We start from the raw sequence: 16,942 nt of genomic DNA, 5'->3' as shown, positions 1-16,942 counted from the left end.
CCGATGCTCGGGGCGCCAGGGTGCGGCATTGCTGGTAGCGAACGCTGCCGCACCCGCGGGCCGTCCTTCGTTACCGTGGTGGAAGCACGCATGCGGCGTGCGCGGACGGAGTGAGCGTGAGCGACGAGTCGACGCCATGGATGCGGCTGCTGCGGGAGCTCTTCGGGGATGATGCCGAGGCGGCCCTCGAGGAGCTCACGCGGATGGGGATGGATCCCGATGCACTCGCGGCATCCGCCGGGCTGTCCGCGAGCCCCGCGATGATGGAGCACGTGCTGGGGCAGATCCGGGCCCTGGTCACGCAGTCAGCGGGCGAAGACGTGAACTGGTCCCTGGCACACGACGTCGCGCGCGGCGTGGCGTCGCAGGGCGGCGACCCGAGCGTGAGCGCCGCCCAGGCCAACGCCCACCGCGCCGCGATCTCGCGCGCCGAGCTCTGGCTCGACGCGGTCACTGACTTCGATCCCACGCGCCTCGAGCCGCGCGTGTGGAGCCGTGCGGAATGGGTTGAGGCGACCCTTCCCACGTGGCGCACCCTCGCCGGCCCCGTGGCCGTGAGCGTGTCGCAGGCGCTGAGCGGCCTGCTCGAGCGGTCCTCCGAGTTCGAGGAGCCCTCCCCCACCGGAATCGACGCGGGCGGCCTCATTCGATCGGTGAGCCCCACCGTGTGTGGCATGCACATGGGTCAGGCCGCGGGTGAGATGGCACGCGAGGCCTTCGGCGCGACGGACCTGGGAATCCCGCTGCTCGCGGAGCCGCGCGTGGTGCTGGTGCCGCGCGCGATCACCGACTTCGCCAGCGGCCTCGAGATCGACGAGGACGAGGTGCGCACCTTCCTCGCGTTGCGCGAGGCGGCACACGTGCGCCTGTTCGCGGCCGCTCCGTGGCTGCCGGGGCAGCTGCACGCGCTCATCGAGCGCTACGCGCAGGGCATCACGATCGACCTAGAGGCGCTCGAGGAGGCCGTGCGCGACGCGGGGATGGGCGACCCCGCGCGCCTTCAGCAGGCACTCAACCGCGGAATCTTCGCCTCCCAGCACACCCCCGAGCAGAGCGCGACCCTCGAGTCGATCGAGACGCTGCTCGCGCTCATCGAGGGCTGGGTCGACGACGTCACGCTGAGGGCCGCTGCTCCGCACCTGCCCGAGGTGGGCGCGCTGCGCGAGATGATGCGCCGTCGGCGCGCCGCGGGAGGGCCGGCCGAGGACGCCTTCGCCAACCTCCTCGACCTCGAACTGCGCCCGCGCCGCATGCGCGATGCCTCGGCGATGTGGGCGGCGCTGCACACGCGCCTGGGAGCCGAGGGACGCGACGGCGTGTGGTCGCACCCCGACCTCCTGCCGACCTCCGAGGACCTGGGCGCATGGCAGGCCTGGGTCGACGCATACGTGTCTCGAGGCGAGGACGACGACGTCGATCGCGAGCTGAGGCGACTTCTGGGCTCCGACGACGGGTAGTGTGCTCACGGAGTTCCCCGCGACACCGGCGGCGCGAGGGGCGCAAAAGCGCCTCGCACGTCTACGCTGGGGGACCAAGGGCCCACGGTGGCCCGCAGACGTGCGGCGCGTCCCGCCGCGCCTACGAGAGAAGGAGAGCCGAATGGCTGACAAGTACTCGGGCGAGTTCTACTGCGTGAAGTGCAAGGAGAAGCGCGAGACCGAGGGCGACGTGGTCGTCTCGGAGAACGGTCGTCGCATGGCGAAGGCCACCTGCCCGGTGTGCGGCACCAAGCTCAACCGCATCCTCGGCAAGGCGTAGCGCCAGACGAGTTCGGCACAGGGCCGGCACCCCACTGGGGTGCCGGCCCTGTGTGCATTCCGGATGCGTCGCGGATCGGCCTGTGGACAGCCGATGCCGTGGCCGGGTCCCGTGCGACGGTGGACGCATGCAGCCGGAGATTTTGCGCGCGCGTCTCCGCCCCGTCGCATCCCTTGCGGGCGCGCACGTGCGCATCAGGGGCCTGGGCGCGATCGGGGTGAGCGCCGCCGAGGCCGCGGTGCGGTCGGGTGTGGCCTGCCTGTCCCTCGTCGATCCCGACCCCCGCGACGCGGGCCCGGGCACGACCCCCGCGCTCGCGCGCGGCACGAGGGCACGCAGGGCGGCGCGCCTCGTGAGCGACCTGGATCCTCGCGTCAGGGTGGATCTCGACACGTCGAGGCGCGTCGACGGAGAGGTCGTGGTGGCGTACGTCGCCGTCGAGCCGTGGACGGTCCACGAGCTCCTGCTGGGCGGCCCGCACGTCGCGGTCCTGGTCGACGAGGCAGGTGCAGCTGTCATCCCGGTCGACCCGGGTCGCACGCCGTGCCTGCGGTGCCTCGATGTCGCGCGGACGGAACGCGATCCCGCCTGGCCCACGCTTGCGGCGCTGCATGCGGCCACGGACCCCGCCACCGATCCGCTCACGGCGACGCTGGCGGGTGCGATGGCCGCCGCGAGCCTCGCGATGCTGATCGCGCGGCAGCCCGCGCGCGCGTGGCGCATCGAGGCGGGAGTGCCGCGGCGCACGCGACTCTCCGCGCGGCCCGAATGCGGGTGCGGGGCGGCGTGAGACGCCGCGCGTTGTCCCGAGCGGGCTAGTGCGCGGCGACGATCTCGAGGATCTGCAGCCCGTACTTGTCGAGCTTCGAGGCGCCGATCCCGCTGACGCCGGCCAGCTCGCGCAGGTTCGCGGGGCGGTCGCGCGCGATCTCCACGAGTGACGTGTCGACCATCACGGTGAACGCCGGCTTGGAGTCGGCCTGCGCGACCTCGAGTCGCCACCGCTTGAGCGAGTCGAACAGGCGTAGCTGTTCGGCGTCGAGATCGGCGAGCTTCGCGGACGTCGACTGCCGCGCGACACGCGCGGGACGGGCGTCGGGCCACTGCTGCTCGAGAAAGCGCGTGCGCTTGCGGGTGGCCTTGCCTCCCGCCTTGCGCGACCGCGCAAAGCTCAAGGCGAGGTGCTCCCTGGCGCGCGTAATCGCGACGTACAGCAGCCTGCGCTCCTCCTCGACGGCCTCGTCGGTCTCCGCGAGGCTGATGGGCAGGAGGCCTTCCGAGCATCCGACGATGAACACCGCGTCCCACTCGAGGCCCTTGGCCGCGTGCATCGTCGTGAGGGTGACGCCCTCGACCGAGGGCGCATGCTGGGCCTGCGCGCGCTCGGCCAGGTGTTCCACGAAGTCGCGCACGGTCGCGGCCCCGCCCGCGTCGGAGTCGACGTCGTCGGCCAGGTTGACGAGCGCCTGCAAGGCGTCCCACCGCTCGCGCACCGCTCCCCTCGCGGCAGGGGGATCCTCGGCCCAGCCGAGCTCGCCGAGCGTGTCGCGCACGCGCTCACCCAAGGGGCGCTCGTCGGGGGCCACCGCCGCCCCGCGCAGGAGCACCACCGCGCGCTTGACCTCGTCGCGATCGAAGAAGCGCTGTCCACCGCGCACGAGGTAGCCGATTCCGCGCTCGGCGAGCGCCTCCTCCAGTGCCTCGGACTGGCTGTTGGCGCGGTAGAGGACCGCGATCTCGGAGGCGGGCACGCCGGAGGCGATGAGCGTCGCGATGCCCGTCGCGACCCCCTCGGCCTCCGCGGCATCGTCGTCATACGCGCGATAGCCGGGCGCGGGTCCCGACGGCCGCTGGGCCACCAGCTCGACCCCCGCGCCCGCAGCGCCGCGGCGCCGCATGAGCTCATTGGCCAGCCGCACCACCTGCGGCGTCGAGCGATAGTCCCGCACCAGCCTCACCGTCGTGGCATCGGGATACGTGCGGGAGAAACCCAACAGGTGCTGAGGGCTCGCGCCGGCGAACGAGTAGATGGTCTGAGCCGGGTCTCCCACGACGCACAGCTCGCGGCGCCCGCCGAGCCACTGCTCGAGAAGGAACTGCTGCAGCGGCGAGACGTCCTGGTACTCGTCGACCACGAAGTGCCGGTACTGGCGGCGGATCTGGTCGCCCACCTCGGGGTGGCGGCCGATCATGTCCGCGAGCAGCAGCAGGATGTCCTCGAAGTCGAGCACCACTGCTTGGGTCTTCACGTCCTCGTAGGCCCGCATCACGTCCTGGACCTGCGCCGGCGCGAGGCCCGCGGGGGTGGGGCGGCCGATCCGCGCGACCTTGGCGGGATAGTCCGCCGGGTCGACGAGCGACACCTTGGCCCACTCGATCTCCGAGGCGAGGTCGCGCACCGTGAGGCGGTCGGGGCTGATGCCCGCGTCCCGCGCGGCGCGACCCACGAGCGACGCCTTCTGCTCGACGAGGCGCGGAATCTGACCACCCACGACCTCGGGCCAGAAGTAGGACAGCTGGCGCAGCGCGGCCGCGTGGAACGTGCGTGCCTGCACGCCGTCGACACCCAATCCGCGCAGACGCTGTCGCATCTCTCCCGCCGCGCGCGCGGTGAACGTCACGGCAAGCACCGACTGCGGCGTATACGCGTTGACCCTCACCCCGTACGCGATGCGGTGGGTGATGGCGCGGGTCTTGCCCGTGCCTGCGCCGGCGAGGACCACGACGGGTCCGTGCAGGGCGGTCGCGACCTCCCGCTGTTCGGGGTCGAGGGCGTCGAGGATCTGATCGGCTGACATCGTGGCCATTGTCGCAGTGCCCGCCGACACCGCGCGTCGGCGGCGAGCAGCTAGACGTCCACCGGGCCCCGCGCGTGGGGCTCGGGGAGCTCGCCCCCGAACCAGTCCTCGAGCATGCGCCGCGCGATCGAGCCCTTGGGGGCCAGCACCATCTCGCCGTCGCGCACCAGGCCAGCGACATCGTCGCGCGACACGAACCGTGCCTCGGAGATCTCGACGCCATCCACGGCGATCTCGGTGGTGAGGGCGCGTGCGCGAAAGCCCACCATGACCGATGCGGGGAAGGGCCACGGTTGAGAGCCCAGGTATTCGACGCCCGTGAGCGTGAGCCCCGCCTCCTCCGCGACCTCGCGGTGCACGGCCTGCTCGAGGGTCTCCCCCGGCTCGACATACCCCGCGAGGTGAGAGAACCGGCGCGGTGACCAGTGAGCGGCGTGCGCGAGGAGCAGCCGGTCCTCGTCGTCCGTGATCGCGACGATGATCGCGGGGTCCGTGCGCGGGTAGTGGTCGCGGCCGTCCTGGTCGCAGCGGCGCACCCAGCCTCCCATCGCGGGCACGGTGGGCTCGCCGCACAGGGAGCACCGCGGATGCGCCGCGTGCCAGTTCGCGATCGCGATCGCCGTGGTCGCGAGCTCGTGGTCGCGCTCGCCGTCCGGCCCGCGGTCCCAGAATCCCGCGAGTAGATCACGCAGCCCGCGCAGGCGCTCGCCCCCGATGCCGTCGGGATCGGAGCCGAATGCCGGGTCCTCGGGCACCAGCGCGACCAGGTCGCGGCCGCGGTCGACGCCCAGGTAGATGCGCAGCATCGCGGCGGGCTGATGCCCGGGAGCGAGTTCGACCAGCCGACCGTCGGCGGTCATGACGCTGCCGTCCCTCACGATGATCGCGTGGCACGCCTCGAGGTCGACCACCGATCTGCGCTCCGCGGCCCGGTCGATACGCGAGGGGTGGTCGAGCGGCCAGGGATTTCTCACCCGCCCACCGTACCGGTGGGTGCGGGGACGATGCCCCGGCGGGGGCATCGTCCCCGCACGGCGTGGAGCGTGGCGCGCGGTCGCCGTTCGCTCTACCGTGAGGGCGTGCCACGTTCACCCCTCGCGCTCGCCGCCCTGGCGTCCGTCGCCGTGCCTGGCCTTGACGTCTACGACGTCCTGCGCAGCCCCCACACGGACGCGGACTTCGAAGTCGTGGTGGTGAAGGACGCGACCGGTCGCCGGTGGATCGTGCGGGCTCCCCGCCGTGCCGCCGCGGGGGCCGCGCTCGAGGCGGAGAAGGGTCTCCTGGGTGCGCTCGCGCGCGCCGAGGAGGCCGGACTCGTGACCTTCGCCGTGCCCCACCCCGTGGGCGCCGCGGAGCTGGGCGGCGACGAGGGCAGGGCGATCGTCTACACCGAGGTGCGCGGTGCACCGCTCGTGATCGCGGCGCTGCAGCCGGGACCCGGCCTCGCGGCCGCGCTGGGCCGCACGCTCGCCGAGATTCACGAGCTGCCTGCCGCGGTGGTCGAGGATCAGGGTCTGCCCTCCTACACCGCCGAGGAGTACCGCGAGCGCCGCCTGGCGGAGCTCGACGCCGGGATTCAGACGGGCAAGGTGCCGCCGCGCCTGGCCGACCGCTGGGAGCACCAGCTCGAGAACGTGTCGTGGTGGCGCTTCGAGCCCACCGTGGTGCACGGCGACATGGGCGAGCACCAGGTGTTCGTCGCCGATGGCTCGGTCACGGGGATCGTGGACTGGATGGACGCACGGGTCGCCGACCCGGCGGACGACCTCGCGTGGCTCGTCGCGTCCGCTCCCGAGGACGTGCTCGACACCGTGATCGAGGCCTACACCGTGGGGCGGCGCGAGACCCGCGACCCCCACCTGCTCGATCGCGCGCGGCTCGCGTCGGAGATGGCGCTCATGCGGTGGCTGATGTACGGCGTCCGCACCGACAATCCTGACGTGGTCGCGGACGGAGAGGGCATGCTCGCGGACCTCGAGGCGATGATCTTCGAGGACTGACAGCCTCGCATTACTGCGTCACGCGCGCCGCCAGCAGCTCCTCGATCTCGGGGCGGGTCAGCAGCCGCGCGGGCCGCACGGTGGCGCCGTCGCCCACGTAGTGGAACGCGGCGTCGACCTGCTCGAGCGGAACGCCCGTCCACTCGGCCCACGCGAGGCGATAGACCGCGAGCTGCACCTCGCGCGCCGCCCGCTCCTTGGGGTCGCGCGGAGCGGTGCCCGACTTCCAATCCACCACCGTGACGCGGTCGAGCCCCTCGCCGGGCGGGAAGACGGCGTCGATGCGCGAACGGATCGTGACGCCGGCGACGGGGAGTTCGACATCGACCTCGATGTGGCTCGGGGTGCGGTGCGCCCACTCGGATCGCGCGAACGCCTCGCGCAGACTCGCGAGGTCGCCGTCGTCCTCGGAGGGGCCAAGGTCGTCGAGAGAGAGCAGCGGGGTGTGGCCGTAGTGCGCCTCGATCCACGCGTGCAGGAGGCTGCCACGGCGAGCGGCCGGGGTCGGCTCGGCAGGCAACGGGCGACGCAGCTGAGCGGTGAAGGCGTCCCTGTCGCGCCGCAGCGCGACGAGCGCCGAGGTCGACAGGTGGGTCGGCATCGCGACGTCGCCAGTGCCGGCCGCGCGCTCGGTCCTCTCCGCGAGCATCGCGGCGATCTCACGCCCCAGGGGCAGTCCCGTCCAGTCGTCATCCGGCTCCACCGACCCCATCGCGTCACGCACCTCGCTCGCGAGAGCGCGTCGCGCGAGCTGGGCCGGCGTCGGCGCGGGCGGCCACTGCGCGGTGACGGGGACGTCGACAGGCCGCTCGTCGGGGTCCGGCGCGGGCGCCCACGCCTCGTCCGACACGAGCCCCTGCTCGACCAGCTCGCGCAGGTAGCACGACGGCGTGCGTACCCGCGCGCCCCCGGTGCGCCACGAGGCCGACAGCAGCACGTGGCTGCGCGCCCGCGTGATCGCGACGTAGAACAGGCGCCTCTCCTCCGCGATCCGATGCGCCCCGCAGTCCTCGAGGAAGGCGTCCACGGAGCCGGCCAGGTCGCGGTGATCGACGGCATCGTGCCATCGCCACTGCGGGAGATCCGCGCGGTCGAGCCGGAGCTCGTAGGGCAGCGCGCCGAGTTCCCCGAGCCAGCCCGGATCCGTGTAGGCGGGCCTGCGCTGCGACGGCTCCTGCACGGCGGGAAAGTGGCCGTCGACCAGGCCGGGCACCGCGACGATGTCCCACTCGAGTCCCTTCGCGGCGTGCACCGTCAGCACCTGCACCGCGGTGGGGTCTGGCTCGGTGACGGGCGCGTCAAGCCCGCCCTCCTTGTCGCGCGCGGCGTCGAGCCATGCCAGCAACGCTCCGAGTGTCGCGCGTTCGGCCCCCGCCGCGAAGCGTCGGCACGCATCGACGAATGCGTCGACATGGCGCACCGCCCTGCCGTCGGGGCGCGCGACGGCCGCCTCGATGTCGAGGCCCCAGACCCGCTCCGCGGTGACGACGAGCTCGGGCAGCGACAGGTAGGCGCGCGTGCGCACGACGTCGACGGCCGCCTGCAGCGCGTGAATCCGCGCGCGCGCCGCCGCGCTCAGCTCGCGCCCCTCACGCGACGTCCAGCCGGGAGGAGGCGGGGAGGCGATCGCGTCGACCAGGCTGGTGTCGGCCTCCCGCGTGTCGCGCGGCCCCGCGAGCTCGCGCGCCCAGTCGCGCAGCGCCGCGAGGTCCGCGATCCCGAGCGCGACCCGCTCCGAGGCCAGCAGCCTGATCGCGGAGTCCCCTCGCGACGGGTCGTGGGCGATCTCGAGCAGCGCGATGAGATCGGCCACCTCGGGGGTGTCGACCAGTCCGCCGAGGCCGACGACCTCATAGTCGAGTCCGTGAGCGACGAGTGCGTCGATCACCGCGGCGAACTGGGCGCGGCGTCTGCACAACACGGCCGCCGTCGGGACCCCGGCCCCCGCGCCGCGCTGCCGCCCGAGCTCGGCACGCCTGTCGCGGATGTAGCGCGCGACCTCGGCGGCCTCCTCGACGTGATCGGGCAGGACCATCGCCTCGACCGCGGCGGCGCGACGCACAGGTTCCGGCGTCCCGAGGTGCTGACCGCGCGAACGGAGCTCGCGCACCGCCACGCCAGACTCGGCGCGCAACGGCGCGGCCGCGGCGTTCGCCGCCTCGAGGACGGCCCGCTCATTGCGCCACGACACGGACAGCCCGGCCTGGCGCACCGCGGCATCGCCGCCAAACTCGGAGACGAACATCGGCAGCGCGCTCTCCGAGGCACCCCTGAAGCCGTAGATCGCCTGGTGTGGATCGCCGACTGCCATAACGTGGTGGCTGCCGCCGAAGAGGCGAGCAAAGAGCCGCAGCTGGCCGGGCGACGTGTCCTGGAACTCGTCGAGCAGGACCGCGCGGTAGCGCCCGCGCTCCACGTCCTGGACCGCGGGCAGCCGGGACAGGTGAGCGCCGATCGCGACCTGATCCGAGAAGTCGAGCTGTGAGCCGGCGTGCTTGCGGCGCTGGAACTCCTCGACCAAGTCCGCGAGGGAGACGAGCGAGTGGAGCCGCCCCACCCTGCTGCGCAGCTCCTGAGTGAACGCGCCGGGCGCGGCGTCTCCCTCCTTCTTGGGCAGCGCCTCGAGGCGCGCGAGCGCCGCACCCGCCCAGTCGCGGAGGTCGGAGGGGGACAGCTCGTGATCGCTCAACTGGGACGCGAGGCGCGGCACGGCTGCCGTCACGGAGGACACCGCGGCATCGATCGCAAGCGGGCCGGTCCAGCCATCGACCACGTCCTTGGCCAGCTGCCACAGAGCCGCCTCGGTCAGCGTGGTCGCGTCGGGATCGACGCCCAGTCGCAGCCCGTGCTCGGCGACCAGCTGAGCGGCGTAGGCGTTGTAGGTCGACACCGAGGCGGGAGGGCGCGAGGGATCGGCGCCAAAGACCGCCGCAATGCGCTCCTCCGCGCGCTCGGCGATCTCGGCCGCCGCCTTGCGCGTGAACGTGAGGCACAGAATCTCGTCGGGAGAGATGGGCGTGCCGAACAGGCGCTGCGCATGATCGAGCAGGTAGACGATGCGCAGCGACAGGGTCTCTGTCTTGCCCGATCCCGCCCCGGCGACGACGAGCATGGGGTCGAGCCCCGCGCCGATGATCGCGGCCTGCTCCTCCGTGGGCGGGCGTCCAGGGGTGACGATCTCCGCGAGGTCTCCGACGTCGCGCCCGCGCCCGGCCACGACACCGTCCACCATGCCGTCCACCACGCCGTCCTCGGCGCTCACGAGTCCGTCACCTGGCGACCCGTCGCCCACGCGGGGCATGAGCGACGCGCGGGACAGTGCCCGCACAGGTCGTTCTGCCGCGCCTCGAACTCCGCCGCCACCATGACCTCCACGGCCTCGGCGAGCCGCGCCGTCGTCGCCTCGACGTCGATCGCCGGCTGCTCCCGCAGCGTGGGCCCCTTGGAGGTGCCACCCACGTAGACGAGCGCCGCGCCGTCAGCGTGATCGACCCCGGGGAACGCCCCGTGCGCGGCGGCCAGCTGATACATCGCCAGCTGCGCGTGGTGCGCGGCCTCGGCGGCACTCGGAGCGGACGCTCCCGTCTTGAGGTCGACGATCCTCGTGACGCCGTCGCGCGTCTCGACGCGATCGGCGCTGCCCGCGACAACCGCACGGTCGATCTCGACGGCGAACGGCTGCTCGACCTCGACCGCGGACGCGGCCGAGGAGGCGACGTATGCGCCCAGCCGCCTGATCATGGAGTCGGCCCGCTCTCGCAGCACGCGATCGGGCCAGGTGTCGGTGCCACCGACCTCGCCCCACCTCTCGTCGAGCGCACGCGCGAGCTCGGGCGCGGTGCCGTGCGGGAGCGCGGCCGCGATCTCGTGGATGACGGTGCCGAGCACCTGCTTCTCTCCCGCCTCCGCGGTGCCGCCCACGGTCTCAACCGCCCACCGCAGCGGGCATCGCTCGAGCGATTCGAGGCGCGACGGCGACACCCGCACGGGTTGTCCGTCGTGCCACATTCCGGACTGGCTCGACCACTCGGGGACGCCGTGCCACTGACCGGGGTCGGCGCCCGCCACGCCCTGCCGCGCGAGCCTCGCCAGGGTCTCGACGTGGGCGGCCCGCGTCGCGTCGCGCGCCGAGAGCGCACCCACGCGCACCGCCGCGACCGCGCCGCGGAGGTCGGCGATGCGGCGATCGAGCTCGGCCGGTTGCGGTTCAACCGCGGCGGCGACGCTCGCCCACGCGACGTATCGCGAGGGCCGCTGCTCCTCTCCGTCGACGCACGTGAGGACCAGACGCCGGCGCGCCCGCGACACCGCCACGGCGAAGGAGCGGGTCTCGTCGTCGATCACCGCACGCCGCGCCACGCGTGCGGAGTCCGCACGTGCCGCCGCGGGCAGCGGCACGGCCTCCGCGCGGCCGGCGAGGATCTCCGCGAGATGCTGCGCGCCGAGCACGGCGTCGCGAAGCCGCGTGTCGGGCCACACGCCCTCCTCCAGACCCGCGACCACCGCAACCTCCCACTCGCGCCCCGCGGCGGAGGCCGGCGTGCAGAACGCGACGGCGTCCCGCACGCGCGCCCGCGCCCCCAGGGAGTCGGCCGCGAAGTCCTGCCCCTCGAGGTGATCGACGAAGGACTCGACGGAGGCCGACGGCATCCGCTCGACGTACAGCGCCGCCGCCTTCATCACCGCGACAACGGCATCAAGGTCCGAGTCGTCGCGGGCCGATCCCGCGAGCGCCGCCGCGCGCCACTCCTCGGCCACTCCGAGCGCGTTCCACACGGCCCACGCGACGGTGGCCGGCGTGCCGTCCCGCGCGGCCTCGGTGCCCGCGCGCAGCGCCGCGGAGGCGCGCTCCGCGAGCCGGGCGTCCGGGGTCGCCAGCGTAGCCCAGCGGGCGGGGTCCGTGATGGCCTCGACCAGCAGTTCCGCGGAGCCTCGCGACCCGCCCCCAGCCGCTCCTCCTTGACCAGCGCGCGCCGGAGTCGTCGCAGCGCGACCGGGTCGAGGCCCACCAAGCGCGAGCCGAGCAGGGCCATCACCTCGTGCTCCTCCCACGGAGACGCGCCGCCGCGCGCGGACTCGGCGGCCCTGCGCATCAGGGTCAGCAGGGGCGCCACGGCAGGCTCGGCATGGAGCGCCGCGCCGTCTCCCAGCGTCTCGCATGGGATGTCGGCCGCCGCGAGGTCGGCACGCAACTCGCGAAGCCGGGCGGTCGACCGCGCGATCACCACCATCTCGCTCCACGGCGTGGGCGGTCCGTCGAGACCGTGGCGCGCGCGGCGCAAGGCGTCGGCCACCGCACGCGAGTGCGCATGGCGATGCGCCGCGGTCAGCACCTCCACCTCGCCGTCCGCAAGGTCCCAGGTTCCCCTCTCCCGCGCCGAGCCGACACCCGAGGTGCCGATCCTCGCGACCACGGCGGACGTCACGGCGGACAGCGCCTCACGCTGGCGATGCCCAGGCCCGAGCCGCGCGAGGCCCGCGCCCAGGCCTCGCGGCGCGGGCGCTACCGCATCCGCGAGTGCGGTCGGCAGCGCGCCCCGGTAGCCCTGCACCGCCTGGTCCGCATTGCCCACCAGCACGATCCGCGCACCGCCCTCGGCGATGGCGCGCACCAGGCCCACTCCCGCCGCGGTGAGCTCCTGCGCATCGTCGACGATCACCAGGTCCCACGACGGCCTCGCGAGCTCGGCATCCCACCCGGCAAGGGCATCGGCCGCCTGCGCCACCACGACCGCGGGATCGAAGCGCGCACCCTGATCCTGGGTCATCGATCGCCACCCGAGGACAGCGTCGTACTCGTCCATGACCGAGGCCGCGGCGACCCACTCGGGTCGCTCGGTCGCGCGGCCGAGCGCCGCGAGGCGGTCGGGAGTGAGGCCCCCTCGCTCGCGCGCATGAGAAGGTCCCGCAGCTCGGCCCGGAAGCCGGGCAGCAGCGTCGCCTCTGGGGGAATCACACCCGCCCAGTCGGGCGCGGCGCCCCTGCCACTCGCGTGCCCCTCGAGCAACTCGCGCAGGATCTGGTCCTGCTCCGCACCCGTGACGAGCACGGGAGGCGGCTCGCCGTGGGCCGCGGACTCGGCGGACAGGATCGCGTGCGCCGTCGAGGCGGCGGTGCGCACGACGGGCGCACCCACGGGGCGGTCCAGCGCGAGAGAGACGCGGTCCCGCAGCCGGGCGGCCGTCGTGCGGGTGGCCGCCATCACGAGCACACGCGACACGTCCGTCCCGCGCCGCACGGCCTCCACGGCGATGCGCGCGGCGACAGTGGTCTTCCCCGATCCGGGCGCACCCACGATCACGAGGTGACCCGGGTCGCCTGGCACGCGATCGGCGAGCGCATCCTCGAGGGCGGCGGCCTGCCTGCCGTCGAGCTCCGGCACCTCCCGAGGGGCCGCGGGCGCCAGCAATCGCAGCGCTGCTCCCCCGGGTGACGTCATGTCCACATCCCATCAGAGGGGTCCGACACCGAGGCCGACGCCACGCCTGCGCCCGGCGCGCGGCGCGGAATCAGCCGGACGTGTCCGCGTCGGGGAACGGCCACTCGTTGACCTGGCAGCCCTCGGGAAGAGGCTGCGACTGGTCCACCATGACGGACGCACGGCCGGACTCGCACGCGACGTCCGGCTCCCCGAGCACGTGACCCACGCCGTGATTGAGCAGGTGGACGCGCGACTGCGATCGGTTGTCGCCGTAGGTCGCGAGTCCCGCGGTCCAGTCGTAGACGGAGATGGGCACGATTCCCTGAACGGCACACGGCACCGTCACGGCAGGAGAGGCCGATGCGCTGGGCATGGGCGTCGCCGAGGCGCTGGGCTCGGGGGTGGCCGAGCCCCCACTCAGGGTGGCGGGAATGTGGGGATCGGGACACCGGGACACGACCGTGTGCGGGCTCGCGAAGACGATGCGGATGTCGGCCGCGCCCTCGGTCAACACGAACTGCAGGCGGCCGGCGGAACCCCAGCCGCGAGGATCGTTGAGGGTGGTCATGACGTAGTCGACGAGCGCCACGTTGTCGAGGGTCACGCCGTCCTCGACGTCGATCCTGACGTAGCGCACGGGTCCCGCGTCGTCGACCTCGGCGGTGATGCCGGGAATCGAGCTGAACGTGCCCGCACCGCGCGTCACCACGGCGGTCGTCACCACCCCGGCCGCGGCATCGTCCTCATCCAACTCCCTGGTGATGGGCTCGAGGGGCGGCAGCGAGACGTCGACCTCGGGGCTCGCGCTGACCGACGGCGAGGGGGACGGCGACGGGCCCTCGCGCCACGCGCGGTAGGCGTCGGGGACGTAGCCCGAGAGCCACCCTGTGCCGAGCCCGAGCGCGAACGCGACGATGACCGTCACGACGGTCACCGCGAGGCCGGGAAGGGCGATTCCCCTGCCCGCGAACAGGCCTCCGGAGCGCCGAGTCATCGCCCTAGGATAAGGGCGGAGAGCAGCACGCTAAGCATTGGAGCGCACCGTGGAGATCAGGATCGGCATTCAGAACGTCTCGCGTGAGATCGCGATCGACACGGACATGACCTCGGACGCGGTCGCCAAGGCGGTCGCCGAGGCCGTCCAGGGCGGCACGCTCGACCTCACCGACGCCAAGGGTCGGCGCGTCGTCATTCCCGCGAGCGCGCTCGGCTATGTGGACATCGGCGAGGAGACCAAGCGCCGCGTCGGCTTCGGCGCCTGAGGCACACGCCGCACGGACCTACCGCGACGTCAGCCCTGGCCGGTACACTGGCTACCGACCCGGGGCTGACCGGTCGTCATGTGAAACGCGGTACCGCTGAAGACAGCGACGAGCCGCTCTGAAGATGATTCGCGATCGGCTGCCCGCCTTACGGCGCCACGCGCCCACGAAATCATCGGAGCATCATGACCGAGACGCATGCCAGCATGCAGAAGTCCGACACCACCTTCGCCGACTACGACGTCGACCCGAGAATCGTCGAGGCCCTCGCCGAGAAGGGGATCGTCGCCCCCTTCCCGATTCAGGCGATGACCCTTCCCGTGGCCCTCGCTGGACACGACATCATCGGCCAGGCCAAGACCGGCACCGGCAAGACGCTGGGATTCGGCATCCCCGCGCTGCAGCGCACGGCGGCCCCCGGCGAGGAGGCCTACGAGGCCCTCGGCGAGGCCAAGGGCAAGCCCCAGGTGCTGATCGTCGCCCCCACGCGTGAGCTCGCCGTGCAGGTGGCCGGCGACCTCGAGATGGCATCGCGCAAGCGCGCCGTGAGGATCGTGCAGATCTACGGAGGCCGCGCATACGAGCCCCAGATCGAGGCGCTCCAGAAGGGTGCCGACGTGATCGTGGGCACCGCGGGCCGCCTGATCGACCTCCTCAACCAGGGTCACCTCGACCTCCGCTACGTGCGCACCGTGGTGCTCGACGAGGCCGACGAGATGCTCGACCTGGGCTTCCTTCCCGACGTCGAGAAGCTGCTGTCCGCGACGCCCGCCTCGCGCCACACCATGCTCTTCTCCGCGACCATGCCGGGTGCCGTCGTGAGCCTCGCGCGCCGCTACATGACCCAGCCCACGCACATCCGTGCGGCCGACCCCGACGACGACGGCGCGACCGTCAAGGCCATCAAGCAGGTGGTCTACCGCGCCCACGCCCTCGACAAGGTCGAGGTGCTCGCACGACTCCTGCAGGCGAACGGCCGCGGCCTCACCGTGGTGTTCGCGCGCACCAAGCGCACCGCTGCCAAGGTCTCCGATGACCTGCGCGAGCGCGGCTTCGCAGCCGGGGCGATCCACGGCGACCTGGGCCAGGGCGCCCGCGAGCAGGCCCTGCGTGCGTTCCGCACCGGCAAGATCGACATCCTCGTGGCGACCGATGTCGCGGCGCGCGGCATCGACGTCGAGGACGTCACCCACGTGGTCAACTACCAGTGCCCCGAGGACGAGAAGACGTACCTCCACCGCATCGGCCGTACGGGCCGCGCGGGCAAGACCGGCACCGCCGTAACGTTTGTGGACTGGGACGACCTCCCGCGCTGGTCCCTCATCGACAAGGCGCTCGACCTCGGCTACCCCGAGCCGCAGGAGACGTACTCCTCCTCGCCGCATCTGTACGAGGACCTGGACATCCCGGCCGGCACCAAGGGACGCCTGCCCCGCGACCAGCGCACGCGCGCCGGACTCGAGGCGGAGACCCTCGAGGACCTCGGTGAGACGGGCAAGAAGCCCGCGTCGGGCGGTCGCGACGGTGGCCGCGGCGGTCGCGACGGCGGCCGTGGTGGTCGTGACGGTGGCCGCGGCGGCGAGCGTCGCCGCTCGGGCGCGAGCGACTCCTCGGGCGAGGGCACCAGCGAGCCCCGTGAGCCCCGCGCTCCTCGTGCGGAGTCCGCCGAGGGCGAGGCCGCGCCGCGCCGCAACCGCAACCGTCGTCGCCGCCGCTCGGGTGGCGGCTCGGGCGAGGGAGCCGCGCCGGCTCAGGCACAGCCCGCGGGCGAGTAGCACGAATCGTCGCAGAAGGGGCGGGACCCGCGAGGGTCCCGCCCCTTCTGCCGTGGGGCTCGGTGTCGCCGCAGCCCCAGCCACGCACTCCGCCTCCGCTACCCGCGCTGCGCCACCAGCGCCTCGAAGGCCGCCTCCGACGTGAGGTTCTCGCCCAGCCGGTTGAGCTTGCCCATGCCGTGATAGTCCGACGACCCCGTCCGGATGAGCCCATGACGCTCCGCGAGCTCGCCGAGCCGCTCGATCTGGTTCGCGTCGTGGTCCCGGTGGTCCACCTCGAGCCCCGCGAGCCCCGCCGCGGCGAGCGACGCGATCACCGAGTCGGACACGACCCGCCCCCGCGCGTGGGCCCCTGGATGAGCGAAGACCGGCACACCTCCCGCCGAGCGGATGGCTCGCACGGCATCGTGAACGTCCGGAGCGTAGTGCGGCACGTAATACGGCGAACTGTTGTGCAGCACCTCGACAAAGACCTCGTCGCGCACGCGGAAGTGACCGCGCGCCACGAGCGCATCGGCGATGTGGGGCCGCCCCACCGTCGCGGCGCCACCCGCCTGCTCGACCACGTCCTCCCACGCGAGCTCGTAGTCGATCGCGATCTTCTCGACCATGGACCGCGCGCGCCCCAGCCTGGCCTCCCTGGTGAGCGACAGGATCTCGGCGAGGCCAGCATCGTTCCTTCGCGGCCAGTACGCGAGCATGTGAATCGAGACCCACCGGTCGCGTGCCGACACCTCGATTGCCGGCACGAAGCCGAGCCCCAGACGGTCGGCCTCGGCGGCGGCCTCGTCCCAGCCGTCGGTCGAATCGTGGTCCGCGAGCGCGACCACGTCGAGTCCCGCGGCCGCGGCCTCGCGCATCACCTGCGCGGGCGTGCCGGTGCCGTCCGAGACGGACGAGTGGGTGTGGAGGTCGATGCGCACGTCAC

The 16,942-nt window shown here is 73.1% G+C and carries 14 protein-coding genes; 6 read left to right on the top strand and 8 right to left on the bottom strand.

Going from position 1 to position 16,942, the window contains the following annotated elements; all coding sequences use genetic code 11:
* Positions 1 to 116: 116 nt before the first annotated feature.
* The 3 genes from QUE44_RS13365 (at position 117) to QUE44_RS13355 (ending at position 2,548) form a co-directional block, all read left to right on the top strand.
* Positions 117 to 1,457, top strand: coding sequence for a zinc-dependent metalloprotease (locus QUE44_RS13365; protein WP_286215172.1), 1,341 nt, complete (start codon positions 117 to 119; stop codon positions 1,455 to 1,457).
* 142 nt (positions 1,458 to 1,599) lie between these two features.
* On the top strand, positions 1,600 to 1,758 hold the full coding sequence (locus QUE44_RS13360; protein WP_169746536.1) for a DUF5679 domain-containing protein: 159 nt from the start codon (positions 1,600 to 1,602) through the stop codon (positions 1,756 to 1,758).
* 127 nt (positions 1,759 to 1,885) lie between these two features.
* Positions 1,886 to 2,548, top strand: coding sequence for a hypothetical protein (locus tag QUE44_RS13355; RefSeq protein WP_286215168.1), 663 nt, complete (start codon positions 1,886 to 1,888; stop codon positions 2,546 to 2,548).
* A 25-nt stretch (positions 2,549 to 2,573) separates the two neighbouring features.
* Here the strand turns inward: QUE44_RS13355 and QUE44_RS13350 are convergent, their stop codons facing one another.
* Both QUE44_RS13350 and nudC read right to left on the bottom strand, forming a co-directional pair.
* Entirely contained in the window at positions 2,574 to 4,556 is a 1,983-nt protein-coding gene (locus QUE44_RS13350) for an ATP-dependent helicase (protein WP_286215166.1), read from the bottom strand.
* A gap of 50 nt (positions 4,557 to 4,606) precedes the next feature.
* Positions 4,607 to 5,530 (bottom strand): NAD(+) diphosphatase, encoded by a 924-nt coding sequence (gene nudC, locus QUE44_RS13345; protein ID WP_286215164.1) that lies wholly within the window; start codon positions 5,528 to 5,530, stop codon positions 4,607 to 4,609.
* 105 nt (positions 5,531 to 5,635) lie between these two features.
* Here nudC and QUE44_RS13340 point away from each other — a divergent pair, with 105 nt between their 5' ends.
* Positions 5,636 to 6,556: a phosphotransferase gene (locus QUE44_RS13340; protein ID WP_286215162.1), complete on the top strand. Its 921-nt coding sequence runs from the start codon at positions 5,636 to 5,638 to the stop codon at positions 6,554 to 6,556.
* Positions 6,557 to 6,566: 10 nt separating this feature from the next.
* On the opposite strand, the gene QUE44_RS13335 is transcribed toward QUE44_RS13340, so the two are convergent.
* The 5 genes from QUE44_RS13335 to QUE44_RS13315 all read right to left on the bottom strand — a co-directional run bounded on the left by QUE44_RS13335 (position 6,567) and on the right by QUE44_RS13315 (position 13,971).
* Positions 6,567 to 9,818, bottom strand: coding sequence for an ATP-dependent helicase (locus QUE44_RS13335; protein WP_286215159.1), 3,252 nt, complete (start codon positions 9,816 to 9,818; stop codon positions 6,567 to 6,569).
* Complete coding sequence (locus QUE44_RS13330; protein ID WP_286215157.1) at positions 9,815 to 11,314, bottom strand: UrvD/REP family ATP-dependent DNA helicase; 1,500 nt, start codon at positions 11,312 to 11,314, stop codon at positions 9,815 to 9,817. The genes QUE44_RS13335 and QUE44_RS13330 overlap by 4 nt, the downstream gene beginning before the upstream one ends.
* Positions 11,236 to 12,324, bottom strand: a complete 1,089-nt coding sequence (locus tag QUE44_RS13325; protein ID WP_286215155.1) for a UvrD-helicase domain-containing protein — start codon at positions 12,322 to 12,324, stop codon at positions 11,236 to 11,238. Before QUE44_RS13325 ends, QUE44_RS13330 begins: the two co-directional genes overlap by 79 nt.
* Positions 12,321 to 12,995 (bottom strand): AAA family ATPase, encoded by a 675-nt coding sequence (locus QUE44_RS13320; protein WP_286215154.1) that lies wholly within the window; start codon positions 12,993 to 12,995, stop codon positions 12,321 to 12,323. Before QUE44_RS13320 ends, QUE44_RS13325 begins: the two co-directional genes overlap by 4 nt.
* Before the next feature lie 70 nt (positions 12,996 to 13,065).
* Positions 13,066 to 13,971 (bottom strand): DUF3152 domain-containing protein, encoded by a 906-nt coding sequence (locus tag QUE44_RS13315; protein ID WP_286215153.1) that lies wholly within the window; start codon positions 13,969 to 13,971, stop codon positions 13,066 to 13,068.
* A gap of 49 nt (positions 13,972 to 14,020) precedes the next feature.
* On the opposite strand from QUE44_RS13315, the gene QUE44_RS13310 reads away from it, so the two are divergent.
* Both QUE44_RS13310 and QUE44_RS13305 read left to right on the top strand, forming a co-directional pair.
* Positions 14,021 to 14,239, top strand: coding sequence for a DUF3107 domain-containing protein (locus tag QUE44_RS13310; RefSeq protein WP_286215152.1), 219 nt, complete (start codon positions 14,021 to 14,023; stop codon positions 14,237 to 14,239).
* A gap of 185 nt (positions 14,240 to 14,424) precedes the next feature.
* Positions 14,425 to 16,014 carry a DEAD/DEAH box helicase gene (locus QUE44_RS13305; protein ID WP_286215151.1) on the top strand — a complete coding sequence of 530 codons (1,590 nt, stop codon included), beginning with the start codon at positions 14,425 to 14,427 and terminating at the stop codon, positions 16,012 to 16,014.
* Between the two features lie 98 nt (positions 16,015 to 16,112).
* Here QUE44_RS13305 and QUE44_RS13300 read toward each other — a convergent pair whose 3' ends face one another.
* A complete protein-coding gene (locus QUE44_RS13300) occupies positions 16,113 to 16,937 on the bottom strand; it encodes a PHP domain-containing protein (protein WP_286215150.1) in 825 nt (274 codons plus the stop codon).
* Between the last annotated feature and the right edge of the window lie 5 nt (positions 16,938 to 16,942).

Origin of the sequence: Demequina sediminis, assembly GCF_030296675.1 — a bacterium.
Classification (GTDB): Bacteria; Actinomycetota; Actinomycetes; order Actinomycetales; family Demequinaceae; genus Demequina; species Demequina sediminis.
The sequence above is the reverse complement of the archived record's forward strand: the minus strand, read 5'-3'. Positions and strand labels throughout refer to the sequence as shown.

Excerpts from the sequence above, each read along its gene's own strand:
- QUE44_RS13350 (WP_286215166.1), bottom strand. The coding sequence starts at position 4,556 with ATGTCAGCCGATCAGATCCTCGACGCCCTCGACCCCGAACAGCGGGAG.
- QUE44_RS13325 (WP_286215155.1), bottom strand. The coding sequence starts at position 12,324 with ATGACCCAGGATCAGGGTGCGCGCTTCGATCCCGCGGTCGTGGTGGCG.
- QUE44_RS13305 (WP_286215151.1), top strand. The coding sequence starts at position 14,425 with ATGACCGAGACGCATGCCAGCATGCAGAAGTCCGACACCACCTTCGCC.
- QUE44_RS13320 (WP_286215154.1), bottom strand. The coding sequence starts at position 12,995 with ATGACGTCACCCGGGGGAGCAGCGCTGCGATTGCTGGCGCCCGCGGCC.
- QUE44_RS13355 (WP_286215168.1), top strand. The coding sequence starts at position 1,886 with ATGCAGCCGGAGATTTTGCGCGCGCGTCTCCGCCCCGTCGCATCCCTT.
- QUE44_RS13360 (WP_169746536.1), top strand. The coding sequence starts at position 1,600 with ATGGCTGACAAGTACTCGGGCGAGTTCTACTGCGTGAAGTGCAAGGAG.
- QUE44_RS13315 (WP_286215153.1), bottom strand. The coding sequence starts at position 13,971 with ATGACTCGGCGCTCCGGAGGCCTGTTCGCGGGCAGGGGAATCGCCCTT.